The following is a 24,942-nucleotide window of genomic DNA, read 5'->3' on the forward strand; positions in this document are numbered from 1 at the left end:
ACCCATGCGGTTCATTCGCGATATCATTGCCGAGAAATCCCAAGCTGCGGGCCAAAATGAAGCCGCTGCGTTGCGTTATCCGTTACGCTTGCGCGACCAAGATCGCGCGGATGCGGCCCCTGACGCCACACCACAGATGAACATCGAAGCAGAGGCCCCCCCAACACCTGAGGCACAGGCCGCGCAGTTTGTGGCTCCGCAGCCGCCAGAAGAGGACAAGGTGGAGACACCCGTGGACCTTTCGGCCATTTCGGCGGCTTTGACACCAGAGCCACCGGTACAAACGCCGGCCCCTGCAGAGCTGGATTTTGCGGAGGAGCTGCCTGCGCAGTCGTACGAGGCCGCAGCTTTCGATTTTGACAAACCAGCGGACCATGAGGCACCGCCGGATCCATTTGCCGATTTGATGGCTGCGCAAGAGGCGGTTGGGCCACCACAAGCGCCTGAACCACAACACAGCGCACAGCCAGACGGGCTGGCTGATCCATCGCCTGTAGCATCTGCGGAAGCGCCGGCTGTAGCGCTCATGCCCCAGGCTGAGGCAGCAACCGCGCCAGCGGAACCAGAAGTCGATTTGGCGGCATTGCAGGCCAATATGGCGGCCAGCAAACCGACCACCGGCCGGGGCTCAAAAGGTCGTGTAAAAACACGGCTGTTGGGCTTCAGCGCACCGGCGAGCCAAGCGCATGATCCGATGTCACAAACCCAGCAAGCTGCGACCTCGGCACAAGCACAGTTCCCGGTTGGTTGGCTGGTTGTGGTGGATGGTCCCGGCAAAGGGGCCTCGTTTTCGCTGCATGACGGGCTCACCCAAATTGGCCGGGGCGAAGGTCAAACCGTACGGTTGGATTTTGGTGACAATACCATTTCACGCGAGAACCATGCCGCGATTGCCTTTGACGGCGAACAGGGACGGTTCTTCTTTGGCCATGGCGGTAAAACCAACCTTGTGCGGCTCAATGGGCGACCCGTGCTGAGTACGGAAGACTTGCAAAGCAACAGCATCATTCGCATCGGGGAAACCACGTTGCGGTTTGTTGCTCTGTGCGGCGGGGACTTTGCTTGGGGCAATATTGAGGCCGGGCATGACAACCTTGGGTGAGTTGAGTTTCGATGTTGCCACAGCGCTCTCGCTTGGAGCGCGTGAACGGCAGGAGGACACGGTGGTGGCCGACTTCCCGCTGGGGGCTCCAATGGGGTTTGCTGTTTTGTCTGACGGCATGGGCGGCCATGCCTGTGGCGATGTAGCAAGCGGCATTGTGGCAACAGAACTGTTCAGCGAGTTGAAATTGCTCAGCGGTGATCCAGAGCAGATGGAACGAGCCATTGGTGCCGTGTTGCAAGATGCGGTGACCGCCGCAAATTCCTGTATTCGTTTGTACGAAGATCAAGCTCCAAACACCGAGGGCATGGGGGCAACACTGGTTGCGCCGGTGATCTTTGGGGCGCGGCTGTATTGGGTGTCTGTAGGAGACTCGCCCCTGTTCTTGCTGCGCGGCGGCAGGCTGTACCGATTAAACGAAGATCACTCCTACGCGGCGCAGATTGATTTGATGCAGGCCCGCGGGCTGATGGATCGGGATGTGGCGCAGAACCATCCGGACCGAAGTGCTTTGGTCTCGGTGCTGGCCGGGCGCAAGATTGCCAAAGTCGATTGCCGTGCGGAACCCATGACGTTGAAAGACGGGGACATTGTGTTGGCTGCCAGCGATGGTGTTCATACCCTGACCGATGATCAGATCGTCTCGGCTCTGGTTAACAATAGAGACAAATCAGGACGACAGATTGGTGAGGCCTTGGTGGCGGCTGTACTAGCCGAGGCGTGCCCGGATCAAGACAACCTGTCGCTTTGCATCATTAAGGCAACACGGCGCGGCGCCGGTCAAAACGGACCACCTGCCCGGCAATCTCCACAAAGCAGTCCCAGCGAGACAGGCCAGGTTGTGCAGATCGACCGCCGCGCAGATCACCGCACCGTGCGCACCATTGTCAGCCTTACCCGAAAGGTCGGAAAATAATGCGGACACAACCGGATCAAATCGTAGGGCAGCTACATTCTGTTCTCAGCAGCGGACAGGTGCCGCGGCGCCAAAAAGACCTTGGTGCAGAAATCCTCAGCCACTTGTCACAAGCGGTGCGCGTGGTTGTGTTGGGGCGCCCCGGCAGCGGGAAAACCAGCCTGATCAATATGATGCTGGGCCAAGAGGTGGTTCACGCCCACAAAGCTGTCGATGTTGTTGAGGTGGTCTACGGCGTGGCTGCGCGGGTCACGGCCCATCTGTCAGATGGCACCACGCACACGTTTGCAGGTCATAGCTTGGACGGTCAAGACTGCGGGGACATCCAGCGGCTCACGTATGAAGTGCCGCTGGAGAGCCTCAAGACACTGGCGTTTTGTGAAGTGGCACAACCCAATGATGTGCCACACCAACAGGCCCTGTTGGAAACAGCGTTGCAAGAAGGGCAGGTTTTAGTGTGGTGCAGCGAAGGATTTGATCAGGTAGAACGCACCATTTGGCAGTCGGTACCAGATGCAATCAAAGACCACAGTTTTCTGGCGCTGACCAAAGCAGACCGCCAAATCATGAAAGGCGATTTGGGCGCACAGATTGCCGCGCTGGAGGAAACCGCAGCACAGGAATTTCTAGGCTTACATCCAATCGCGACATTGCATGCGCTCAAGGCTCGTGCGGGTGGCGAAGCGCAAGCGGCGTTGTGGCAAGCCTCCGGCGGTCAGGAGCTTGTCGCAGCCGTGGAAGCACAGGTACGCAAAGGCCGCGCGGCGGATTTGGATCAGGCGCGGGTGTTGCTGGCACAGCTGGGCGAGGTTGTGGAAGCCTCGACACAAGAGAGCGTGCAAACGCCGGCACACCAAACATCACCGTCATCAGCATCGACCACTGACACACAAGCTGCGTTGCTGGATCAGCTACAAGCACATTTGCAATCCGCGGCCCAAGAGATGTTGAGCGATTTGGACGATGGGAAAATCCCCAACTCCGAAGGTTTGCTGACACGCTGTGCCTCCACTGTGCGCGCCTTGACTTCGCTGTTGGCTGCGGACGCCGGTCAGGAAATGGATGCGACAGGACTGTTGGAAGATGCCCAAGACGGCGAAGAGACGCTGATGTTGTTACAAGTGGAGCAGAGCCCATCAGCGGCAGAGGATGCGGTCATTCTGCTGTTGCAGCTTCGCAAGGAAATTGGCGCGAGGGCACAGGCATGAACATGCAAATCCGGCAAGACAGCAAGCCCGAAGTCCGCACATCGCGACGCATTTCCAACCTGCGCACGGGGCTGGAAGGCTTGGGCCAATTGGGCAAAGATCTGGATGAACTGGACCACTTGCTGGCGCAGCTGGCGCTGGTTGCAGGCAAACACTCCGCCAAAACTGTGGAGAGGCTGCGCAAGGATGTGGCCGAGTTTGAGCCGACCATCACCGTGCTTGGACAGGTCAAATCCGGAAAAACCACATTGGTGAATGCGATGGCGGGATGGGCAGATCTGCTGCCGTCTGATGTGAACCCCTGGACCTCGGTGGTGACCTCATTGCACCTGAAGCCAGCGTCGCGGCCTTCAGAAACCGGTGCTAGCTTTCAGTTTATGACTGAAGACAACTGGGATCGGTTATTGAACCAAGGCGGGCGAATTGGCGAGATGGCCAGCCGCGCAGGTGCGGAAAGTGAACTGGCCAAGATTGGTAAACAGATCGAGAAAGTCCGTGCCAAGGCGCAGAAACGGCTGGGCAAGAAGTTTGACCTGTTGCTGGGGGAGACCCATAATTACGGCTATTTTGATAAGAACCTGCTGGAGCGATACATCGTCCTGGGTGACGATTTTGGCGAAGAGGACAGCGAACAAGGGCGGTTTGCCGACATCTTGTCCTCTGCCGATCTCACGCTGAACTGTGACACGGTTCCGGTGCCGCTTTGCCTGCGTGACACGCCCGGCGTGAACGACACGTTTATGATGCGCGAGCAAGTGACCATTCAGGCGCTGCGCAGCAGTAAGATTTGTGTGGTGGTTCTGTCCGCCGGTCAGGCATTGACCTCGGTGGACATGGGGCTAATCCGGCTGATCTCCAACTTGAAATCGCGCAATGTGCTGATTTTTGTAAACCGGATTGACGAGTTGCCGGACCCGGCCAATCAGGTGCCGGAGATTGAGGCCAGCATCCGCCAAACTTTGCACAATAAGCAGGGGCCGGAAGACGCAGAAATCCTGTTTGGCAGTGCCTATTGGGCCAACAAGGCGTTGAGCGGCGACATCGAAGGTATGCCGGACGTCGCCAGCAAAGCCTTGTTTGATTGGGCGGAAATTGCGCTGGATCAACAACATGGGCAGATGCAACCCCATGAGATGGTGTGGGAACTGTCCGGCATGGGCCATTTGTATCGCGCGCTGTCGGAACGGGTGATCGAAGAACAGGGCCAGCAGTTGTTGCAGAAAACGTCTAATGCGGCGCTGACCGTGGCCACAAGTGAATTGGCGGCAGGCATGGTACAAATTGGCGCTAAAGATGGCAGCAGTGCCAACCTGTCGACCTATGATGCACTTAAGGCGTTCCGGGGGATTTCGGCGTTTCACCAGCAGGCCTTTGCCGAAGAGTTGGAGGCCACGATTGCCGAGTATCACACCCGCGCGGATCGGGCACACGCGAAGTTCATCGACCGTGCGCTGCGCTCACTGCTGACCCATTTGGAATCCTACGGCAAAGAGATTGTCTGGGATTACGATCCAGTCGGTCTGCGCATGTTGTTGCGCACGGCGTATTCAGCTTTTGGGGCAAAGGTACGCGGGCAGGCACAAGCGCGGTTTGAGGCGGCGATGACGGATGTGGCGATGCTTTATGCAAACACCTATGGCCATGCGGTCGAGGGCATTCAGATGGCGCCCCCTGCCCTGCCCGATCTGCCCGCACCCATTGCCTTGGGGCAGACCATCGCGCTGGATTTCAACGATGGCTGGTGGATTTCCTGGTGGAACCGCATTCGGGGCTTCAATGCGTTTTCCAAACGGTTTCAAAACTTGATCGCGCGGGAGACGGAGGATTTTATGGCGCAATCCAAAGGCATCCAAACAGATCAAGTGCGAGACATGGCGACAACTTGTTTGCGCGAGTTTTTTGAGGAGCATGATGTGATTATGCAAGACATCAGCGCTGCGCCGCAAAGTGCAGAAATCGAGAAGCTGTTTCAGGGCGGTGAAGAAGGCCAGAAGCGTGCGCAGTTGGAGGCGCTGACCATGCAGTTTGATACGCTTTTGAAAGACCGCAGTGTTGCCGAGGGAGGAATCTCGCCATGAGCGTTCAGGACGTTGATATCGTGGTGGAGCACACGCCACGCAAACCTCGCATTGCCTTAATGGGGGAGTTCAGTGCCGGCAAGAGCACCTTGATGAACTTGCTTCTGGGCTGTGATCCAATGCCGGTGCGCATCACCGCAACGCGGGTGCCGCCGGTTTGGGTGTCGCATGGACCGCGTAGCGCGAGCCTTGTGGGCGAGGACGGAACAGTAAAACAGTTTGACGGAGATGACCTGAGTGCGGCTCCGATGGATGGGTGTGACTTGATCCGGTTCTCGATGGACTCCGATATTCTGAACCTCTGTGACCTAATCGACATTCCCGGTATTTCAGACCCCAACCTGAAGCATGAAACATGGCTTACGTTGATGGAAGACGTGGATTGCGTGATCTGGTGCACCCATGCGACCCAGGCCTGGCGGCAATCAGAGGCTGCATTGTGGGAGCAAGTTTCACAGCAGATCAAGGGGCCAAATCATCTCGTGGTGACTCAGTTTGACAAGTTACGCTCGGAACGGGACCAGAGGCGCGTGATGGCGCGCCTTCAGGCAGAGGCTGGGGACGTGTTTGATGACATTATCCCGATATCGACGCTTGAGGCGATCAATGCCGGGATGGACGAAACCGCCTGGCGCAACAGTGGCGGTGCCGCGTTGATTGAACGTTTGGTGGCGATGTTGGTGGATGAGACCGGCGTGGCGGCCGCGGCGCAAGGCAATGTTAACGCGGTCGGTTTAGAAGAGTCTCAAGCAAGTCCCCCATCTGCGGTCACGACTCTTTCAAAGACCTCTGACACCCCCTGTGCGACCGCCGAAGCTCCCAGCGTGGCAAATGATGCTCAAAAGAAAGTCGTGCCGCGCCGTGTGCGCCCGCAAACGCCCAATCCGGAGCGGCCATCAAGTGACGAGCTACAAGAAGAACCGCTGCAGTTTTTTGGTGGGGCTGGAGAATTTTGAAGTGATCCCGCGCTTGCGAAGTTGTTTTGTGGGGGTCGCGTGACAGTGAAGGATTGCGATCTGTGACGGTTTCAGACTGTTTGGATACCTTACGAGCAGAAATCCCCGGCTGCCAAGTGGCGGCTTTTGGGGACGCGAAGGCGCGTCTGATCCTCAAAGCGTCTCATGATGCAACTGTGCAGCGAGAAGTGTTGGACGGGCTGTGCGCTGATGCAGCCCGGTGTTTTACGATGGCCCAGAGCCTGGCAGATCATACCGGTGGGAGCGCGCATAACATTACCCTCACAGACCGTGAGATGCGCATCTACCTGCGCGCAAACGGGCGTGAGGATTTTTTGTGCTTGCTCTGCCCGCTTGAGAGCGATCCGATTCAACTTTTGCCAATCGGCTTTCAGGCCCTCGCCCAATTGGTGGAGATCGAATGATCACGCCGCGCAAGGATATCCCAAGTGCTCCACCTTCAGAGGAAGCGGAAACCCGTGAAGCTTTGCAACGGTTGGCGGCTCCCCTGCATAAGCCCTATGGCACGTGGCGCAACTTTGACACGCCAACGGCCGCGTTGCGGGCGGTGATAACCGAAATTGGCGATGTGGTGTTGGCCCGTACCATTGAGATCATGTCGGACGGCGCGCATCAAACGTTTGGCCTGACGATCAGCAACCGCCATTTGGTCATGCTCTCAGGTCTGCCCGTCAACCCAGAAACAGCGGACGCAACAACGATTGTTAAACACATTGGCGTAGCACTGGCAGGCACGCAAAGAGTGAAGTTTGACATCGTTTCACGGACGCCAGTCCTGCCAAGTTCTGCGCGGTCATGGTCCTGCAAAGCCCTGATGGAGGCTTTGGGCACTGATGACAAATTCGCGACGCATGCGGTAATTGGGGCGCCTGTGTTAAAAGCTGTGAAAGCAAAAGCGATTGCGTGGCTGCAGCCAACATCTGAAAAGGAAACTGGCTCTGGAGAGGCTCTTGCGGCTCTCCGGCGAGTCGCTGCGTCACATGCGCAACTGGCCGAAGATCAGGCACAAATTCGGCGCAAGACGCCGCAAATGTCTCTGATTTCTCTATCTCCGGCGCTGCTCTGCGTGGAGATCACCTTGACTGATGACACACTCATTGGCCTCTGCGATGCCAATGATCAGACTGACCTGATTGACGTTTGGCGCCAGTATGTTGCGGCAACTCAATCTGACTAAAACACCCACCCTGAGGTGACTGACCAACCGCCTCCTGCTCTGTACTCCTTCCCCATTACGTTCCTGTGATCCACCCTGATGTCTTCGCTCCCCTTGCGGTGTTAAGTCAACCTGTATTATAGGCATACAGCTTTGCATGTGAATGCGAGAGCCGCCACTACAAGGACACGTCATGGCCCATGATCTCGACACACTCGATCGCCGCCCTCTGTACACGCAAGTTGCCGAGGGCATTGCGGCAATGATCAAAGACAACGGACTATCCCCCGGGGACAACTTGCCGTCTGAGGCGGCGCTATGCGCACAGGCCGGGGTCAGCCGCGTTGTTGTCCGAGGGGCGCTGGCCCAGTTGGCAGGGGCCGGTTTGATCAAGATCTCAAACGGACGCAGAGCGCAGGTCATGTCTTTGAACGCCTCTGTGCTCGCCGCGTCGTTGAGCCAAGGATTGGCAACGGCGCAGTTCACGGTGGCTCAGGCCTTGGACGTCCGTAATGGCATCGAGGCCAGCACGGCAGCGTTGGCCGCGACAAACAGATCAGCGGCGGATGTTGCGCATCTTCAAACGCTGTGTGAGCAGATGGAAAAGGCCGCAGACCACCCCGAAGATTTCGCAGAGCTCGATTATCGCTTTCATCTTGCGGTGGCCGAAGCCACCGGCAATCCGCTTTACGCGTACATTGTCAGTTCTCTGCGCGAGGTGATCAAAACCTCCGTCGCGGCCGGGCGACTGGCGCAGCCCTGCCCACAAGACCAGGCCCGCATTCTAAGCGACCATCACCGCATTCATCATGCCATCGCGGCGGGGTCAGCCCAGGACGCAACCCAAGCCATGCGAGATCACTTCTCGGCCGCCAACGCCGCTCTGCTTCGCGACACATCCTCTCAAGTTACTGGACAAACACCATGACCACCTCCCCCTACCAACCACTCGACATCCTGTGTTTTGGCGAACCGATGTTCGAGTTCTCCTGGGTTGACAAAGACACCATCCGGCCCGGCATTGGCGGGGATGTGTCCAACACGGCGGTTGCCGCCGCGCGCGCCGGTGCCAAGGCTGGGATGTTGACCCACTTGGGGCAAGACAACTTTGCCGACCACATTCTCCAACTCTATGCCGACGAAGGCATTGACGCCACGCGGGTCACACAATCAGACACCGGTCCGACCGGATTGTATTTCATCGAATATGGGCCTGACGGGCACCGGTTTTCCTACCGCCGCGCGGGCTCTGCCGCGTGTCACATTGGACCAGACGACTTAACAGCCGAGATGTTTGAAAACATCGGCGTGTTACACATCAGCGGAATCACGCAGGCGATTTCATTGTCCTCCCGCGCTGCAACAGTGCGTGCAGCAGAACTTGCCCGCGCGGCAGGGGCGCGTGTGTCCTTTGACACAAACCTGCGGTTAAACCTGTGGTCAGCAGACGAGGCGCGGAGCGCACTGACAGAGATCTTACCTCTGGTCGACATTGTGTTTCCAAGTATCGAGGATGCTGAGGCGTTGTTTGGCACCGGCAGTATTAATGCGATTTGTGATCGGTTCCACGCTGAAGGCGCAGACTTGGTTGTGCTGACTTTGGGCGAAAAAGGCGCCGTGGTGGCGGACGCCACTGGGCGGGTTAACATTTCACCCGTGCCTGCAACTCTCGTAGATGCAACCGGCGCTGGCGATACGTTTGATGGGGCCTTTTTGGCGAAGTACTCAAGGACGTCGGATGCGGTGGCAGCAGCCCAGTTTGCATGTGCAGCTGCGTCTTTGTCGGTTGAAAATGTCGGGGCGGCGACATCGATTCCTACTCTGAATGCCATACAAACGCGGCGCGCTTGAATGAGAAGCTTTTTGTAACCGTGAGCCCGAGAATTGGAAGGCAACTGCGAGGCAGCAGTTGTCCATAAACCCCACCAAGGCGCACGTCCGCCCAAACTTATGGTGAGGGGCATTCGAGCAACATTTTCTGAGCTGTTGCGCCTTTGGATCGGGAGCCTGCGCCGCAACCAATCAGACTTAGGGTTGCGATCGATATTTGGGGGGGGGGAGCCAACTTTCCGACAATCCGCTGCTGAGGGCTGAATGCACATTCACTTGTTCTTATGAGCGCAAGTCACTTGACCTAAATCAAAGCCTTATCGCCAAGACCCCGTTAGCAAACGACCCGTTCGCCAGCCTTCCGCCAGCCACCTATTTCCCGCAAATACTGGCTCACCTTTGTGAAAGGCCCGAACATGTCCTCTCTAATCACACGCCGCCACGCAATTGCGCTTGGCTCTGGCGCGATTGGTGCGCTTGCCGCACCGCATATCTTGTCTGCTGCTATTACGACAAATCTTGAAATTTGGGGGCCACCAGTTGGGCCATCCGCCGTATTGGCACATGCGGTTAAAATCGGTGCGCTCACTAATGTTGCTCCCGATGCCGAGGTCAGGGTCAAGGTTTGGCGGAATCCAGATGAATTGCGCGCCGGTCTGACCTCCAAAAACATCGCCCTGTCGGTGGTGCCTGTTCAGGCAGCGGTTAATCTCTACAACAAAGGGTTCCCCATTCAATTGGTCAACATCATGACCAAAGGGTTGCTCTATGTCATTTCGACAAATCCTGAAATAAATTCGCTGCAAGCCCTTAAGGGCCAAAGCCTTGTTGTGCCCTTCAAAGGCGATACGCCTGACATCATTCTTGATCGTCTGCTTGAGAACGAAGGCATTCTGCAGTCGACCGATGTCAAAAATGTTGGAACCCCAATTGAGGCTGTGCAAATGCTGGTTTCTGGCCGGATCGAAGCAGCGCTTCTTCCTGAACCTGCGATTTCAGCTGCCATTATGGCTGGCAAGCAAAAGGGACTTTCCATCACCCGCGTGATCGACATTCAAGAAGAATGGGGCAAACTAAACGGTTCGGATCCAATCATTCCCCAGGCCGGACTTGCTGTCACCGGCAGCTTTGTGGAAACGCACGGCGACATTATACCTGCCCTTCATGATGGATTGGTGCAGGCCGCAGACGCGACGCTCGCCGATCCGATGGCAGCGGCCCAAGCCGCAGCGCCCGCCATGAAACTGCCAGTGCCGGTCATCGCCGACTCAATCAAACACAGCCATCTTGGGGCTTGGAAGGCCTCTGAATTGCGTGGACCTGTGGAAACCATGCTGACAGCCATGGGCGAAGTCGACATCAAAAAAATCGCAGGAAAACTTCCGGATGACGGGTTCTACTATTTCTAATGCGATGACACGCGCTCTTGTTGATCGAGGTGCGCGTGCCCTCAAGTTTATCTGGGGCGGATGGGCAGGTTTGGCATCTTTTGCTCTTTTCTGCGCTGTCTGGCAGGCCGGGTTCGAAACTTACGGGGCGTTCATTCTGCCTGCGCCTCTGGAGGTGTTTTCAACTGTTTTTGGGTTGTTACACATTCCCGAGACTTGGGCGCTTGCTTTAACAACCGCCAAACGTGCCGGGGAATCCTTTCTCTTGGCAGTCCTAGTCGGCGTAACGCTTGGGGTCATCTCCGGCCACGCGCCAGCTGTGATGCGTCTGCAAAAGCCGCTCTTGACGGTCTTGCTGGGCGTGCCTCCCGTGGCATGGATCGTACTGGCCATGATCTGGTTTGGCGGAGGCGACGGCACTGTTATTGTGACGGTCTTGGTGGCAGCTACCCCGATAGTACTGGTTGGAACGGCGGAGGGTATTCTTTCGCGAGACCGAGGCCTCGATGCCATGGGGCAACTCTACGGTGCAGGCCCCATTCGCCGCTTCACAACCCTTTCATGGCGGCACACGCTTTCTCACCTGTTCCCCTCCCTTATCCTCGCACTCGCGACTGGCTTCAAAGTGGCGGTCATGGCCGAATTATTGGCAAACTCTGGGGGCATAGGTGGCGCACTTTCTGATGCGCGCACCAATTTCGACATCGCAGAAGCGCTCGCCTGGGTGGTGATGAGTGTTGGGCTGTTGATCGGGATTGAGTATGGCCTCATCCATCCATTTCGGGCCGAACTTGACCGCTGGAAAACCGCGGCGCAGCCTTGGGGAGTCAAAAAATGACCCTTAAACCCGTCCTCCAACTGTCAAATCTGGGACATGCCTATTTAGGCCGCAAAGTGCTGGCAGACATCAACGTGACTGTTGAAAGTGGCGAAGTTCTCGCATTGGTTGGTCCGTCCGGGTGCGGAAAATCAACTTTGGCCCATATTTCATCGGGTATTTTGCAGGTGCACGAAGGAGCGATTGAGCGTCGCTACAAACGCCATGCGATGATCTTCCAAGACACCCGCTTAATGCCGTGGGCCACCGCGGCGGAGAACATCGCCTACCCACTTCGGCTTGCCAGAATACCAAGGCGCCAACGCCGGGCGCACGTTCTGGAGGCCGCACAAAAAGTGCACCTCTTGCCAGACGATCTAATAAAGTTTCCAGTCGAACTTTCAGGCGGTATGCAGCAGCGCACAGCGATCGCCCGTGCATTGGTTGCGCACCCCGATTTTGTTTACTACGACGAACCGTTCACTGCACTTGACGTGGCCCTGAAACGGCGCATGCAGGATCTGGTAATCAGCAATGCGATTGCCACAAAAACGGCTGGCCTGTTTATCACACATGATCTCAACGAAGCCGCTCGGGTTGCGCATCGCATTGTGGTTCTTCAAGCCAATGGACACGGTATTTTGGGCACACGCCAAGTACCGGGTTCACCTGGTTCACGCAGCGATGAAACTCTTGCTGAATGGGTGCGAGACGCCCTTCGAAATGATCCACTTTTTGCCCAGATTTTCGATGTTGATGAAAGGGCGATTACATGACGTTGTCCAAGGGTTTTCGCAACCTTGGCCATGAAGGCCTGCGCTTGTTTTTTGTCGTATCAGCCTTTCATTTGGCGCTGTGGCCGTTGTTTTGGGTTGTTGTTCAGGGGTTTGACCTGCCTTTTGAAAGTGATATCCCGGCCAGTATTTGGCACGCACATGAAATGCTGGTTGGTGGTTTTGGCGCCGCTTTGATTGGCTTTATCACCACCGCGGTCCCGGAGTGGACGGACACCCCAACACTGCGCAATCGCCCGCTCTATGTCTTGCTGGGTCTGTGGGCGGTTGCTCGGTGTGTAGGCTTGTTGGCCTGGGACAACATGATTGGGCTCGCAGCCGTGGCCGATCTCGCCTGGATGCTCACTTTGATAGTCTATTTGACGGCGCTTAGCAGACAACGGCGTACAGATCGTCTGCTGGGCTTCCTGTTCTGGCTGGGCAGTTTGGCCTTTTGTGAGGCGGGCGCGCGCTTTTACATGCTGGTTGATAATTTGGAGCGCCTGCAAACCTTCACCCAAGCGCTTGGATTTGTATTTCTCGGCCTCCTGGCCATTGCACTTGGGCGTATCACCGTGCCGGTCACAAATCTTGTTCTTGATCCCAGCGAAAAGACATCCCCCTTTCGGCCGCATCCAGGGCGCCTCAACTTGGCGGCAGGTTTGGTTTGGGTGGCCATGGTTTGTGAGCTCTTGGGAACTTCAGAGTCTGTTCGTGGGTTCCTGTGGATCGCCGCAGGCGCCGGATATATGGATCGGCTTGCGGAATCCTTTGTTGGGCGGGCGTTCTTTCGAGCGGAAATTGTTGTCTTATGGGCCGCGTCTTTGCTAACGGGCATTGGGCTTCTTCTGCTTGGAGCGAGTTATTTGGGCACAAATATCGCATCCATTTCTGGTCTGCATGTCGCGACTATGGGCGGGGCTGGGTTTGGGATTATCGCCGTCTTTACCACTGCGGGCCTTCTACACACGGATCACACGTTTCCGTTTCCTGCCGTCATTTGGCTTGTGATGATCTGCCTTCTTATTTCCGTCGGTTTAAGGGTCGGGCCTGACCTTGGTCTATTCAGCCACCCGTTTCACGCGCCTTACGCATTGGCATCAATCATCTGGTCAACGACGTTTGCGATTTGGCTGGGTCGTTTTCTACCAATCCTGACAGGCAATCCAAATGACGCGCAATAATGCCGGTGTCGGCGACGGCGCGTAACCTAGTCCTGCCCGGGATGGCTTTTCCTACGGTCTCTGTAGCCGGTATGCCAATGGCAGCGTGGCGGTTGAACACGCCTTATGGTTTTGGATGTCCGCGACACGATGATCGCAGTCCTGCGCAATGAGGGGGGCCATCAGCTTCACGCAGTGCCAATTGGTTTTGGTGCTGCTTAGGCGCGGATAATCGCTCAATCATAGCTCAAGACTTCACCAAGATGCGTCCCCATCTTTCACTCGGCCTTCGTCTAAGCTATCAGAAAACTGATCCAGTGGATAACTTTAGTAGATCAAGGGCCACCTTGGTCGTTATGATGGAAATGCAATGCCTCTAATTCCTCGTTTACTTACAATCGCTTTGCTCGCTGCTCCGGCTCTGGTTCAAGCGCAAGCCGAGGACACGGCACCATCAGGACTTTCTCTTGAGCTCAACGCCGTACAAGACGTCGCAGGCGCCTGCCGGTTTACCTTCGTAGCCCAAAACAACACGGGTGCAAACATCGACAACGCGGTGTTTGAAACGGTAATCTTTGACACCTCGGGGGCTGTGGTACGCTTGGCGCTGTTTGATTTTCGTGAGTTGCCAGAAGGGCGCCCACGGGTGCGCCAGTTTGATGTTCCCGGAATGACCTGTGAGACCATTGCGCAAACTCTTATCAATGGGACAAATACATGCGTCGTTGATGGCGCTAACAGTAATACTTGCAGCGACGGACTAACGCTCAGCAGTCGTATCACAATGAAGCTACTGGGATGAAGATGATGGACGGTTTGCGCGATATTTTAACCCTTGGCGGGCCAGTGGTGGCAATTCTCTTGGTGATGTCAGTTCTGACGGTTGCCGTCACCATCTACAAGCTCTGGCAATTTGCAGCATCAGGTGTGGGTCGGCATAAAGTGCTTTCTGAAGCGCTCGCGGCTTGGGACACGGGCGATGAGGATACAGCACGCGCGCGCCTGAGTGACAGCCGAAGCTACCTAGCACCGTTTATCAAAATCGCGATTCAATCGCCAACCTCGCAGGCCCTTAGTGACCGTTTGGATGCGGAGGTCGGTTTGGCTTTGGCCCGTCTGGAACGTGGTTTTCGCATGCTGGATTCCATCGCGCAATTGGCGCCGTTGCTTGGTCTTTTTGGAACTGTACTGGGCATGATCGAAGCTTTCCAAAGCTTACAATCTGCCGGAGCAACGGTGGATCCATCTCTGCTCGCAGGTGGCATTTGGGTGGCCTTGGTCACAACGGCCGTTGGGCTTGCCGTCGCGATGCCGACGTCGATGATCCTGTCTTGGCTGGAGAGCCGCACAGCGCGCGAGCGGGTGTTTGCAGATAAGGCCCTGCGCATCGTCTTGATGCCACATGTCACAGCCGATCAGCCGGCTCGTTACGCGACACAGGACCATGCGTAATCTGCCCCCTTTTGTCCGCCGCCCTTTGGCACTCACGCCACTGATCGACGTGATCTTTCTTTTGCTCTTGTTCTTTATGTTGACCTCGACGTTTTCCACATTTGGCGAGATCGAACTCAGCAATGCACGCAAAGGCAACGATACGTCGGCGGTGGAGATCGAACGTTTCTTTGTACAGTTGGGCCCGGAGCGGCTGACCTTAAACGGACAAGCCAGCACGATGGAGGATATCACAGCGCAAATCGAAACCGGGCAGGTTTTGGTCAGCCTGGATGACGGCACCACGGCGCAAAGACTTGTGGATTTCCTCCACCTTATGCGTGCCCGTGCCGGTTTGGACGTCTTGGTGTTGGAGTGACCTGATGATCCGACAGCCTCCTCCCCGAAAAAAGCGAGACTCGACCATACCGTTGATCAACGTTGTTTTTCTGATGTTGGTCTTTTTCCTGATCGCCGGCACGGTTGCGCCGCCGCTCGATCCAAATCTGAATCTGGTGCAAACCGGTGAGCTTGAAGGACGCGAGCCGCCTGATGCTTTGGTTCTGCATGCCGACGGCCGGCTGAGTTTTCGAGGCCAGCCCATCACACCAGCGCGGCATATTACAACTAACGGCGCAGGCCCGAGCCGCATCGTGCCAGACCGGGCGGTCCCGGCGCAGCGCCTCATGGAGGTCACGAGCGCTTTGCGACGAGCGGGCGCAACCTCCGTGATTCTGGTCACCGAACGAGCGCTAAAGTGATCCGCCGCTCACTTCTCATTGCGACAGTGGCTGTGTTGCTCTCCCTTGGTGCACACCTGTTGGGATTGGGATTTGCCATTCGCATAGAGCGATCTCCACCGGCGTCAGAAAGCGCTGGTGAAACAATCGCCGTGGGCAATGCGTTTGAAGAAATTGCAGAAGCTCTTGAGGAACCAGAAGCGCCAGAACGCGCCCCTGAGCCTGAGCTGGAACAACCGATTGAACCGGTGCCGCCAGTCAGTGAAGCGGAAGTGCCCGATACAGAAGTGTTGGTGGCCTCTGAAAACCCGCAGGACACCTATGCGCCCGATACGGGCACCGCTCAAATTGTCGCGCCCGTCCCTTTGGCTGGCACCCAAGACGACTTCACCCCCAAACCGGACGTCACAGAACCAACCTCCCAGCCGAACGACACTGACCCGGTGCCACCGCAAACCGACACTGCTGCGCCACTTGGTACAGAAACGGATACAGCTGACGCAATCGCTCCCGTTGCCGCACAGACACCCGCCACACCGGTTGTCCCTGAGGTAACAGAGCCCGTTGAAGACGAGATAGCTGCGCTGCCGGAAACTGTTATGCCGGTTGTGCCTGTCACACCACTTTCCCTCCCTGAAGTGGAAGACCTGGTTGAAGCCGTGCCAAGTGAGAGATCGGACGAAGAACGACCAGAGGACGGCTCTGAGAGCGAACCGCAAGCTTTGTTCCCAGGCTTGCGCAACGGGTTTGATGACCTGCGCAATCCGACTCAAACCCTTGAATCTCCACTGGAAACCTTCCAACGAGAAGGATCTCTTGCGTCGGTTGGTGGTTTTGGCATCCCGTCCGGTTCCGCCGCCACCTCCCGCGGCCCAGGCAACTCTGACACCACAAACTATGCTGGCCGCGTGCTGGTGCACCTCAACCGAACGCGCTCCGTGCACGTGAAAGCTTCTGGATTTGCGCGTGTGTTTTTTGAGATTAACCCAGATGGTTCGCTAAACTGGGTTGAGGTAATTGACAGCTCAGGCAACGAAGCCGTCAACCGCGCAGCACGAACCCAAATTCAGAGTGCAGTTCCTTTTCCCGCGCCACCAAACGGCACGCGACGCCAATTGTCATTTTTGTACAGTTCCAGATAACCGTTCCAGCCCTTCATTTTTGGCAATCTCGCACTGTGCCGTTGACGCGATACAATTGTTGCATAGGGAGATTCACTCAAACAAAACCACTTCGGCACGCAAAGCTCGAGCCTCTAAGGCTCAGATCTAGTTCTTGGCTTGAGCGCTCTGGATTTTTGCCTTCGCCAACTGGGCGTAAATCGGACAGGCCGCATAGAGATTTGAAAAAGCCTCAAACACGGCTGCGCTGCTGCTATCTTTGACGTCAATCCACGTTTGTTTGGCTGCACGACAGGTTTCGAGATCGGTCTCAACCCGTGCAAGCTCAGGAATTTCTGGTTCGAAATGGGCTTTGCTCAAAATATCGCTGCAAGCTTGTGGCGTGTGCACCATGTCACCCAAAGCCGCAAAAAACGCGGAATCCGAAACATCATCCCGACCGGAGTTAAACAGTTGGTCCAAACAATCCGAACCTTTTGCTTGCGCTGATCCTGCAAGGAAAACGATCCCCAAAGGCAACGCCAATTTTTTTAGCATGCGCATTTTTTGCTGAGCCTCCTGCCATTTTATCAGTGCCGTCCCGCTCCAGATTGGCGGCACACGTCTAACTGCCCCCAAACCTCTGCGAAGGGTTGAAGGAAATCAACCGAAACAATAGTGTTTCGAAACAATATTCTAGGGCAGTCTCAATGAATTTCTTGCGTCGCAGTTTTCTTTCCCTTGTTGGGGCAAGTGCTTTCCTTACCTTATTGACACCCGCAGTATCGGCGAATGATCAAACCTTTGAGGTGAGCGGTGACTTTACACCGACGTGCAGCCTTGGGTTTTCGGGCAAACCCGCCGCAGAGGGTATTTCATTCCGGTTTGATACAATGCTGCAACTAGGCCTGCTGCTTGGAGAGCCCGTCGTACGTTCATCATTGACATGGCAGCGCTCCGGGTTTGGGTCGACCTGTATCAAACCCTATGGCCAAGACGGTTTTGTGCGCCTGTCCGATCCAGGGCGCTATGATCCTGACAACCGGTCGCACCCCTTTGACGTGGATCTTGTCGCAGAGATCGTTGCCCCGTCCATTTCTTCGCACTCAATTTATCTGCCGTTCAATCCCGGCGCACTGTCATCCAAAGCGGGCGAGCCGGGTTACAACACTTCGGGTTCGCCAAACTGGGACACACTATTCTTCAAGATGCCCATAACGTCATACGACTTTTGGAAAACGGATACCTACGAGTACCTGACATCTGAAGATGCCAAGACCGTGCTCTCCAACGGATTTGAGGTGGTGCAAGTCCACGTGGTTAACGCGGATTTTGACCTAACTGATTTGAAATCAAACTACGGCGCCCAAACTGACACCGCTGCAGCACTTGCCAAGGTTGCAAATCGTTTGGCGGATTGGGGGCAAGAGACTTTTGCCAATTACCCGCCAGGCGTTCACGACCGCATAGTTGAAGGCCTCCGGCAAAAAACCCCGGACAACATTGCTGCGCTGCGCGGAACCATCGACGACATTCAAGCCTTGCATAAGCAATTGTTAAACCGATCGAACGATGCGGCGATCGCAGCTGAAATTGCAGAACAGACAAAGGGCCTTAATGCATTTTTGAAAGCAATCGATGCGCCGCTTGAAAATGAAGAGTTCTGGCAGCTTTTGACGCATTCCAGCACGATCAGTGCACAGGCGGAAAGGGAACAGATTGCGATTCGACGAGCGGAAATCACGTCTTCTGATGACAAGACCACCGACGAGGCAGCTCTGGAATTGGGTGCAAGCACGCCGCAGGACACTCCCCCTTTCGATCTCAAGAACGTTGTTGGCAAACTGAAATATGCGTTGGGCGGCATTGCTGTTGACTACTACGAAATTGATTGTGGGAAAGCCAGCTTCCGGATGCCGGATGTGGACAGCGACGAAACCACCGGCGTCTTAACTCTCAATGTACTGCAGCATGTGCCAATGTGTGGAAATGGCAGCGATATCAATCGAAATTCAATTTTCGAATTCTCGGTCCTTGATATCGCGTCCTATGAGCTCACCGACGAGAAACTAGTGATCAATTTTGCAGGCCAAACCCTTTCGGAAAACTACTATACGTCGGCGTCATATCCAGACAGATTTCAAGAGAGCAGCTCTCAATTGGTGCTCTTGATCAACCCGGAGGAAGATTACAAATTGGGTGAGGCAGAGAAAGCCTTGAGGAGCATCATCTCTGGCAGGTGACCCTCCTGCGTCTGGCGTTCATTCGCCCAGCATCTGCGCAAGCAGTTTGGCGGCGACGTCATCACCTTCTGCAGCAGCCTGCTGATACCAGTACATCGCCGCTTCTGGATCGCCGCTTTCATGCAGCAAGCGCCCATATTTGCGCATCGCCATCACGTGCCCTTGTTCCGCAGCAAGGCCGAAGTAATGGGTGGCTTTCTCCAAGTTTGGATATGCGCCTTTGCCGTGGAAGTACATTGAGGCCAGATTGTGCTGAGCCCATTTGTCTCCGGTCGAAGCGGCGCGCTCGTAAAGCGATACCGCACGTTCGTAGTCAAGTGGATAGGACCCGCTGTCTCCGCCAAGGATGTAGGCCGCCCAAAACATTGCATCGGTGTGTTGACTAAACTCGATAGCCTGATCGTACCAGAACATCGCTTCGTCCAAGTCTTCGGACACCAAAGTTCCTTTGCGATACAGATTTCCAAGCTTGAATTGAGAATTGCCGTATCCCGCTTCAGCTGCAAGCTTTAGGTTTGACAGAGCTCTGTCTGCGTCCTCATCACGCAGAGCAAAAAACAGATTATGTTGCGCCATCGGGAATTGGAGTGCTGCAGCTTTTTCCAACCAGGCACGGCTCTGGTCATCATCTTTCTCAATTCCACGTCCCTGCTCATATGCATTGGATAGTATGACCATTGCCAAAGCGCTGCCATCATTGGCCGCAATAAGCGCCTGCTGTACAGCGTCGTCGTAGAGTTCGGCCTTGGTCAGAACGCGGGCGTAGACGGCACGCACCTCTGGGTTGAGGTTTGCTTGCCGGCTATAGGCCCGCTCACAGGCCTCAAGCGCGGGCGCGACCATAATGTCGGTCCACTCAACACCCAGAAAGTCCTCATGCTGCAGCGGCGCGCTGGCCATAGTCAGGCAGGTCTCGTCATCCATAGACAAGGCGTCCGAAGGCATCTCATCGAGATCCGTCAGCGCACGCTCGTCACCTGTCCGCAATTGATCCAGTTTTTCCTTCGCAAGGCTGGCATAGACCGCGCATTCCGGAAAAGTTGCAACAAAGCTGCTCAGAACATCAACAGAGCCACTATCCTTTACATCAGGCCAGATCGAACGCGCATCTTCGCACACATCTTGCGCAAATACGGCGCTCGCCAAAACAGTGGACGAAAGAATGAGAGATAGTTGAAATTTCACGGTCACATTTCCATTTGCCAAGGACATTGTTCTTAGGTTCGGAAACCGTAGGTCATCACATCTTTGTTTCCAAACGCAATTTTTGAATAATGAGCCCTGCCCGCCGGACGTAGTCGCTCCTCAAACCAGAAACCGAGGGCCGAGATGACCGACTAGAGACCCGAGCCTGATTTGTTGTTTTGCTCAACCAATGCTCCAACTGACAGGCGGACGTAAAAGAAGTCGCGTCGGAGAAGAGTCGATAAAAGGGACAATAAGGAGCGTAAGGCGGGGTTTGGTATCAAGACATTCCGCCGCAATCACGGTAACGCCAAGGCGGCGTTTTGCAAATGACGGTCCAAGTATAGGAGCAGGTTGAGGCGAATCATTTCGCCCGAATGTCTCGCGGTGTTTTTCCCGTTTCTCGTTTGAAGGCTTTGTAAAAAGATGATCGCGAATTGAAGCCCACATCGAGCGCGATCTTCAAAGTCGTCTCTTCAGTTGCCGTCAGCTGAGCCACCGCATCTTTTATCCGCCAAGAATTGACGTAGTCAAAGAAGCTACGCCCCAGCGACGTGTTCAATGTTTGCGACACATAGTGTGAAGTGACTGAAATGTGCTTTGACAGGTCCCACAGCGAGAGGTTTGGGTCACGATAAAGTAGATCGTTTTGCATTGCGGCTTCGATTTTTGCAGCAATACGATTGACCCGGTCGCAGTCTAGCGCGGAGTGTTTGTACTTTGATGTTACAGGATTGCTTGTCTCCGTCCCGTGATCTTGAATGGCGGCACGGAGACCAGGGCGTTGCCGCAATCCCCAAACTCCAATGATCCACAGCAAAACAAGAATGATGAACTCGGACAGAACCTGAAGACTTGGAAGTTCCGTGGCCGAAGCATCCCAGCCAAAGCTATCCGATATAGTGTCAAGAAAGTCGATCAGTACATACACACCCGCACTGATCGTGATGACCCAAATCCATGTGACTTCGCGATTTTCGGTGCTAGCAAAAACGTCGCGTAACCGCTCCCGATAAGCTTTGAGCATGCGGATGGTTAGCGTGAAATAGATTGTGACGATGACCATAAAAATCATATCGGCGGTCAGTAGAAGCCGCTTTACCAGCCGAATACCTGACATCAATTCTGGAGGTGGAGGGATCGTTCCATTTAAAACCTCTGCGGGTATCGCGACCACCGGCACAATACAGAGTGATGCCACAAAAATTGGTGCCGCATGCCAGAATTTTCGTGCAACAGCCACGACCGGTCCCTCGGCGGTCAAAGCGCGCACATAAAGCCAAAACAGAAGTGGGCTGGCGAGGTCCAGAGGGCTGGTCAAGACGTTTAGGTATATTTGCCATGACACCTGTGCGTTGATCCCATAGATCGCGTCGGCAAGTAGATCAGGAAGATAACTCAGTCCTTGGAACAGAAAAAGGAGAGCCAGAGGCTCATAAACGCCTTCGTCTCTGCGGCGTAGTAGCAGCAGGTTTGCACAGAAAAGACATAACCCCGTAATCGCGCTGTGAATTATCAAAATGAGAGCAAAAAATGGCATTTTGGTTCCGGTTGATATCTACGATGTACTCGTGTCATTTACAGGAGCACAGGGCGAGTGGTGTCCCGCCGTGGCATCTCGCTACGACTGATTTGCCTTTCCGATTAGTTCGGTTGTGCGGTTGTCGATATCAAACAAGGGGCCGCGTTTCACGTCGTTCAAACCCATAAATTCAACCTGTGCCACAAAGGGAACGACGCGGCAGCCAACTTAGTCGATGGGACTCATTGCGGTGCATGCGCCCTGCGTGATTGTACCTTTGGTCAAATGGCTGTGATGAAGGTCGCACTGCCCGGTTACGTGCTTTCAATTTGGTTTGTCGTTCAAGATTATTGTGGTTTGTTTAAGACAGATTTGATGTGTGCGACCAGGGTCGCGACGGCGACAGGATGGCCCGCAACAAGATTGGTTTCGTCAAAAATATTCAGGCGTATGTCAGGGACAATTCCACGCCCTTCCCAAACGGTGCCGGTGTGATCGCGGTAGATTTCGTTGGATAAAGCTAGAGTCCAACCATTCGGCAGAGCTTTGTGCAATACGTCAGAATGAGACCCATTGGTTGGCTGCCCAACATGAGTAACATTTGGCAAAGCACGTAACGCCATCGTCATAATTTCGCCTGCGCTGACGGTTGAATCCGTTGTCATCAGATAGACAGGCCCATCAAACGATGGCCGATCAGTGGGCCCAACATACACCGCCGTTTCCGGCGCCCCCGCCCCATCAATGGCCGCCTTGGTGTAAGCCAGCCGTTTCTTGTCGGCAAAACGAGCTGCAATTTCACGCGCCATGAAATCATTGCCCCCAAAGTTCAGACTGGCGTCAATGATGACCGCGTTGACTTCGGCCTCCGCGAAGACAATCATAATTTCATCCAGGATTTTGTTGATCCAATGGTATTCGGCTGCTTCATCCAGAGAATTGGTGTCCGGAAAGAGCACTTCGCTGCTGTAGCCCATCAACATCAACACATTGAGGTAGCCAATTGTGCCATCGATAACGCCGTATTGCATCTTGCCACCCGCGGTCTCGCGCCCCTGGCCCGCAAGAACAGTCTCAGCCACCCCCTGGGTCCAGTAGTCATCAAGCGCTGCCAGCACGACCTCTTTTTTGGAGGTGTCTGTTTCGGCAGCCCGTCGGATCGCCCCTCGACTGAGGCTGGTTGTAACCGGATTGAAGCTGAAGTCGCGACGGTTGATTTTAGCCTCAATCGACACGTGGCTATCTGCAAGTGGTGCAACCATTTCAGAGAACAGGGCAAATAGGTCTTCGTCTGTCGTAGATTGGGTTACCTTGAGCCGGTCTGCAGAGACTTGCTGAAGCCAATCTACACCGTGAAGCTCAAAGAAAGCGTAATGCGCGGCAAAGGTTGCGACAAAAGCATCATAGTTGCCTTGTGGTGTGTTTGGCATTGGCGTTGTGCAGGCCTCAGGTAATGCAGCAGACCGGTGGAACATTGTCTTATGTGGTTCATAAGCACTGCCAAAAGCAAAGCTTTGGCCGTCAACTGTTTCGAAGACGTGGTCTGGCTTGAGGATATGTTGCAGGGAGGCACTGCTATCTTTATCAAACACGCAAGTATCTGCTGACAAATGATAAACTTCCCGCGTCTCGCCACGCAAATCAACTACGTATCCGTAGCCGTCGCTGACAAAAATCCCATCCAAACGGGCATACAGGGCCGCCGTTTCAATCGGAATTTCTTCGCGACAAGCAAGCAGGTGAAAAAGGGCTGCCATTGAAATGAAGGTTCGTACGTGTCGAGGCATAAGGAGAAATCCAGTTGTTGTGACCAATGCCACCGATGCCAAAACTGGGAGTCTTCGTCGTCTCACTCCATCGGGAGAGACAAAGTATTGTGTGAAGCGGGATGTTAGCAGCAGTCAGCGTGACCATATTTTTACAGTCAGCCGGCGACATCCTGTACCTCTTGATCGCAAGGAAATTACCAAAGAAGCGGATTAAACCGTGACTAATCCAAATCATGTTGGCGTGTCCAAAAGGTCGAAACACCAAGGCCCATCTTCTGGACATGCAGGGCAACCTGATCAACATGCGCAATCCTCCGGTAATCCCCCCAAAAATTAGTGGCGTTCAAAAGTAGAGTTTTCTCGGCAAGAAATCTGAGGAGATTTACAATGAAGACAGCACGATATAGCGACGCGCAGATTATGGGCATCCTGAAGCAGGCAGAGGGCGGTGTTCCCGTTTCTGAGCTGTGCCGCGAGCATGGTATGAGCAGTGCCAGTTTCTACAAATGGCGGGCAAAGTTTGGTGGAATGGATGCGTCTTTGATCGCGGAGATGAAGGATATTGCTGAGCAAAACCGCAGGCTCAAGAAGATGTATGCGGAGGTGAGCATGCAGAATGCTTTACTGAAGGAAGCGCTGGCCTGCCGTGCATTTGAGATCAGCGAGACCTGCTACAGATACAGCCAGTGCTAAGCGACGAGAACGAGGCGATCGCGGATTGGTTGGAACGCCTGACGGCGAACAAGCGTAGTTGGGGCTTTGGACTGTGCTTTTTGTGTCTATTCAACGTGCAGGGCTATGGATGGACCCACAAACGGGTGTATCGGATCTATTGCAAGCTGGAGCTGAACCTACGGATCAAACCTAAGAAACGGCTGAAGCGCGATAAGCCTGAACCGTTGGCCGTGCCAGGCGCCCCAAACGACACTTGGTCGTTGGATTTCATGGCGAATCAACTCGCGGATGGCAGGTCGACTTCTCACTGCCAGCGGAGTGCGTTGTGCGTTGCCTGAACCAGATCATTGAGTGGCGCGGTCAGCCGCAAGCAATTCGCATCGATAATGGCCCAGAATATATCAGTGGCACGCTCATGACATGGGCTGAGAAACGCAATATTCGGCTTGAATACATCCGGCCGGGCAAGCCGCAGCAGAACGCCTACATCGAACGTTAAAACCGCACCGTTCGTAGTGAGTGGCTCGGACAATACATCTTTGAAACAATTGTGGAGGCGCAAGACCAGGCGACCGAATGGCTCTGGACTTATAATAACGAGAGACCCAACATGGGCGTCGGCGGGATCACACCTGCCATGAAACTTAAAACAGCCGCCTGAATTCCACGGCTGGACCCCATCAAAAATGGGGGGATTACCCTTCTACGGGGTCTACGCCAACGCGAAGAGCTCCCCGAGGGTGTCGCTAGTATATTGATGTAATGTTGTAATTTTGGTTGCGGGAGTAGGATTTGAACCTACGACCTTCAGGTTATGAGCCTGACGAGCTACCGGGCTGCTCCATCCCGCGACGCTTTATGTTGGCCTA

General features: G+C 55.0%; 23 protein-coding genes, 1 tRNA gene and 1 pseudogene. 20 read left to right on the forward strand and 5 right to left on the reverse strand.

The genetic code is table 11. The features are described from left to right. Positions 1–4: 4 nt before the first annotated feature. The 18 genes from QOL67_RS17540 (at position 5) to QOL67_RS17625 (ending at position 16,721) form a co-directional block, all read left to right on the forward strand. Entirely contained in the window at positions 5–1,102 is a 1,098-nt protein-coding gene (locus QOL67_RS17540) for an FHA domain-containing protein (protein WP_283427283.1), read from the forward strand. After that, positions 1,086–2,018, forward strand: a complete 933-nt coding sequence (locus QOL67_RS17545) for a PP2C family protein-serine/threonine phosphatase (protein ID WP_283427284.1) — start codon at positions 1,086–1,088, stop codon at positions 2,016–2,018. Before QOL67_RS17540 ends, QOL67_RS17545 begins: the two co-directional genes overlap by 17 nt. Beyond that, positions 2,018–3,226, forward strand: a complete 1,209-nt coding sequence (locus QOL67_RS17550) for a hypothetical protein (protein ID WP_283427285.1) — start codon at positions 2,018–2,020, stop codon at positions 3,224–3,226. Before QOL67_RS17545 ends, QOL67_RS17550 begins: the two co-directional genes overlap by 1 nt. Next, the gene (locus tag QOL67_RS17555; protein ID WP_283427286.1) at positions 3,223–5,304 is read left to right on the forward strand and encodes a dynamin family protein; all 2,082 of its coding nucleotides are present in this window, start codon (positions 3,223–3,225) and stop codon (positions 5,302–5,304) included. Before QOL67_RS17550 ends, QOL67_RS17555 begins: the two co-directional genes overlap by 4 nt. Next, a complete protein-coding gene (locus QOL67_RS17560; RefSeq protein WP_283427287.1) occupies positions 5,301–6,260 on the forward strand; it encodes a dynamin family protein in 960 nt (319 codons plus the stop codon). Before QOL67_RS17555 ends, QOL67_RS17560 begins: the two co-directional genes overlap by 4 nt. Before the next feature lie 62 nt (positions 6,261–6,322). Further along, complete coding sequence (locus QOL67_RS17565; RefSeq protein WP_283427288.1) at positions 6,323–6,685, forward strand: hypothetical protein; 363 nt, start codon at positions 6,323–6,325, stop codon at positions 6,683–6,685. Next, the gene (locus QOL67_RS17570; protein ID WP_283427289.1) at positions 6,682–7,458 is read left to right on the forward strand and encodes a hypothetical protein; all 777 of its coding nucleotides are present in this window, start codon (positions 6,682–6,684) and stop codon (positions 7,456–7,458) included. The genes QOL67_RS17565 and QOL67_RS17570 overlap by 4 nt, the downstream gene beginning before the upstream one ends. A 172-nt stretch (positions 7,459–7,630) precedes the next feature. After that, positions 7,631–8,365 carry a FadR/GntR family transcriptional regulator gene (locus QOL67_RS17575; RefSeq protein ID WP_283427290.1) on the forward strand — a complete coding sequence of 245 codons (735 nt, stop codon included), beginning with the start codon at positions 7,631–7,633 and terminating at the stop codon, positions 8,363–8,365. Then, positions 8,362–9,288, forward strand: coding sequence for a sugar kinase (locus QOL67_RS17580; RefSeq protein WP_283427291.1), 927 nt, complete (start codon positions 8,362–8,364; stop codon positions 9,286–9,288). The genes QOL67_RS17575 and QOL67_RS17580 overlap by 4 nt, the downstream gene beginning before the upstream one ends. 395 nt (positions 9,289–9,683) lie before the next feature. Then, the gene (locus QOL67_RS17585) at positions 9,684–10,676 is read left to right on the forward strand and encodes an ABC transporter substrate-binding protein (RefSeq protein ID WP_283427292.1); all 993 of its coding nucleotides are present in this window, start codon (positions 9,684–9,686) and stop codon (positions 10,674–10,676) included. Next, complete coding sequence (locus QOL67_RS17590; RefSeq protein WP_283427293.1) at positions 10,654–11,493, forward strand: ABC transporter permease; 840 nt, start codon at positions 10,654–10,656, stop codon at positions 11,491–11,493. The genes QOL67_RS17585 and QOL67_RS17590 overlap by 23 nt, the downstream gene beginning before the upstream one ends. Next, entirely contained in the window at positions 11,490–12,248 is a 759-nt protein-coding gene (locus tag QOL67_RS17595) for an ABC transporter ATP-binding protein (RefSeq protein ID WP_283427294.1), read from the forward strand. Before QOL67_RS17590 ends, QOL67_RS17595 begins: the two co-directional genes overlap by 4 nt. Beyond that, a complete protein-coding gene (locus tag QOL67_RS17600; RefSeq protein WP_283427295.1) occupies positions 12,245–13,429 on the forward strand; it encodes an NnrS family protein in 1,185 nt (394 codons plus the stop codon). Before QOL67_RS17595 ends, QOL67_RS17600 begins: the two co-directional genes overlap by 4 nt. 349 nt (positions 13,430–13,778) lie before the next feature. Next, a complete protein-coding gene (locus QOL67_RS17605) occupies positions 13,779–14,210 on the forward strand; it encodes a hypothetical protein (protein ID WP_283427296.1) in 432 nt (143 codons plus the stop codon). A 2-nt stretch (positions 14,211–14,212) separates the two neighbouring features. Then, positions 14,213–14,860, forward strand: a complete 648-nt coding sequence (locus tag QOL67_RS17610; protein WP_430458966.1) for a MotA/TolQ/ExbB proton channel family protein — start codon at positions 14,213–14,215, stop codon at positions 14,858–14,860. Beyond that, positions 14,853–15,218 carry a biopolymer transporter ExbD gene (locus tag QOL67_RS17615; RefSeq protein ID WP_283427298.1) on the forward strand — a complete coding sequence of 122 codons (366 nt, stop codon included), beginning with the start codon at positions 14,853–14,855 and terminating at the stop codon, positions 15,216–15,218. Before QOL67_RS17610 ends, QOL67_RS17615 begins: the two co-directional genes overlap by 8 nt. Before the next feature lie 4 nt (positions 15,219–15,222). Further along, a complete protein-coding gene (locus QOL67_RS17620; protein ID WP_283427299.1) occupies positions 15,223–15,600 on the forward strand; it encodes an ExbD/TolR family protein in 378 nt (125 codons plus the stop codon). Further along, positions 15,597–16,721, forward strand: coding sequence for an energy transducer TonB family protein (locus tag QOL67_RS17625; protein ID WP_283427300.1), 1,125 nt, complete (start codon positions 15,597–15,599; stop codon positions 16,719–16,721). The genes QOL67_RS17620 and QOL67_RS17625 overlap by 4 nt, the downstream gene beginning before the upstream one ends. 126 nt (positions 16,722–16,847) lie before the next feature. Here QOL67_RS17625 and QOL67_RS17630 read toward each other — a convergent pair whose 3' ends face one another. After that, on the reverse strand, positions 16,848–17,243 hold the full coding sequence (locus tag QOL67_RS17630) for a hypothetical protein (RefSeq protein ID WP_283427301.1): 396 nt from the start codon (positions 17,241–17,243) through the stop codon (positions 16,848–16,850). Between the two features lie 89 nt (positions 17,244–17,332). Here QOL67_RS17630 and QOL67_RS17635 point away from each other — a divergent pair, with 89 nt between their 5' ends. Continuing rightward, positions 17,333–18,922 carry a hypothetical protein gene (locus tag QOL67_RS17635; RefSeq protein ID WP_283427302.1) on the forward strand — a complete coding sequence of 530 codons (1,590 nt, stop codon included), beginning with the start codon at positions 17,333–17,335 and terminating at the stop codon, positions 18,920–18,922. Between the two features lie 18 nt (positions 18,923–18,940). Here QOL67_RS17635 and QOL67_RS17640 read toward each other — a convergent pair whose 3' ends face one another. From QOL67_RS17640 to QOL67_RS17650, 3 genes are all read right to left on the reverse strand, one after another. After that, a complete protein-coding gene (locus tag QOL67_RS17640) occupies positions 18,941–20,107 on the reverse strand; it encodes a tetratricopeptide repeat protein (protein ID WP_283427303.1) in 1,167 nt (388 codons plus the stop codon). A 364-nt stretch (positions 20,108–20,471) separates the two neighbouring features. Continuing rightward, a complete protein-coding gene (locus QOL67_RS17645) occupies positions 20,472–21,647 on the reverse strand; it encodes a helix-turn-helix domain-containing protein (protein WP_283427304.1) in 1,176 nt (391 codons plus the stop codon). Between the two features lie 329 nt (positions 21,648–21,976). After that, positions 21,977–23,386, reverse strand: a complete 1,410-nt coding sequence (locus QOL67_RS17650; protein WP_283427305.1) for a S41 family peptidase — start codon at positions 23,384–23,386, stop codon at positions 21,977–21,979. Between the two features lie 399 nt (positions 23,387–23,785). Here QOL67_RS17650 and QOL67_RS17655 point away from each other — a divergent pair. Further along, positions 23,786–24,734: pseudogene (locus QOL67_RS17655) on the forward strand (transposase). A 113-nt stretch (positions 24,735–24,847) separates the two neighbouring features. On the opposite strand, the gene QOL67_RS17660 reads toward QOL67_RS17655, so the two are convergent. Next, a tRNA-Met gene (locus tag QOL67_RS17660) sits at positions 24,848–24,924 on the reverse strand. Between the last annotated feature and the right edge of the window lie 18 nt (positions 24,925–24,942).

The sequence above is a fragment of the Shimia sagamensis genome, from assembly GCF_900182745.1.
Taxonomy (GTDB): Bacteria; Pseudomonadota; Alphaproteobacteria; order Rhodobacterales; family Rhodobacteraceae; genus Shimia; species Shimia sagamensis.

Bases quoted from the DNA above. Each gene is read 5' to 3' on its own strand.
- QOL67_RS17575 (WP_283427290.1), top strand. From the start codon at position 7,631: ATGGCCCATGATCTCGACACACTCGATCGCCGCCCTCTGTACACGCAA.
- QOL67_RS17555 (WP_283427286.1), top strand. From the start codon at position 3,223: ATGAACATGCAAATCCGGCAAGACAGCAAGCCCGAAGTCCGCACATCG.
- QOL67_RS17560 (WP_283427287.1), top strand. From the start codon at position 5,301: ATGAGCGTTCAGGACGTTGATATCGTGGTGGAGCACACGCCACGCAAA.
- QOL67_RS17630 (WP_283427301.1), bottom strand. From the start codon at position 17,243: ATGCGCATGCTAAAAAAATTGGCGTTGCCTTTGGGGATCGTTTTCCTT.
- QOL67_RS17600 (WP_283427295.1), top strand. From the start codon at position 12,245: ATGACGTTGTCCAAGGGTTTTCGCAACCTTGGCCATGAAGGCCTGCGC.
- QOL67_RS17650 (WP_283427305.1), bottom strand. From the start codon at position 23,386: ATGGCAGCCCTTTTTCACCTGCTTGCTTGTCGCGAAGAAATTCCGATT.
- QOL67_RS17540 (WP_283427283.1), top strand. From the start codon at position 5: ATGCGGTTCATTCGCGATATCATTGCCGAGAAATCCCAAGCTGCGGGC.
- QOL67_RS17570 (WP_283427289.1), top strand. From the start codon at position 6,682: ATGATCACGCCGCGCAAGGATATCCCAAGTGCTCCACCTTCAGAGGAA.
- QOL67_RS17605 (WP_283427296.1), top strand. From the start codon at position 13,779: ATGCCTCTAATTCCTCGTTTACTTACAATCGCTTTGCTCGCTGCTCCG.
- QOL67_RS17620 (WP_283427299.1), top strand. From the start codon at position 15,223: ATGATCCGACAGCCTCCTCCCCGAAAAAAGCGAGACTCGACCATACCG.
- QOL67_RS17590 (WP_283427293.1), top strand. From the start codon at position 10,654: ATGACGGGTTCTACTATTTCTAATGCGATGACACGCGCTCTTGTTGAT.
- QOL67_RS17610 (WP_430458966.1), top strand. From the start codon at position 14,213: ATGATGGACGGTTTGCGCGATATTTTAACCCTTGGCGGGCCAGTGGTG.
- QOL67_RS17545 (WP_283427284.1), top strand. From the start codon at position 1,086: ATGACAACCTTGGGTGAGTTGAGTTTCGATGTTGCCACAGCGCTCTCG.
- QOL67_RS17595 (WP_283427294.1), top strand. From the start codon at position 11,490: ATGACCCTTAAACCCGTCCTCCAACTGTCAAATCTGGGACATGCCTAT.
- QOL67_RS17585 (WP_283427292.1), top strand. From the start codon at position 9,684: ATGTCCTCTCTAATCACACGCCGCCACGCAATTGCGCTTGGCTCTGGC.
- QOL67_RS17615 (WP_283427298.1), top strand. From the start codon at position 14,853: ATGCGTAATCTGCCCCCTTTTGTCCGCCGCCCTTTGGCACTCACGCCA.
- QOL67_RS17645 (WP_283427304.1), bottom strand. From the start codon at position 21,647: ATGCCATTTTTTGCTCTCATTTTGATAATTCACAGCGCGATTACGGGG.
- QOL67_RS17580 (WP_283427291.1), top strand. From the start codon at position 8,362: ATGACCACCTCCCCCTACCAACCACTCGACATCCTGTGTTTTGGCGAA.
- QOL67_RS17550 (WP_283427285.1), top strand. From the start codon at position 2,018: ATGCGGACACAACCGGATCAAATCGTAGGGCAGCTACATTCTGTTCTC.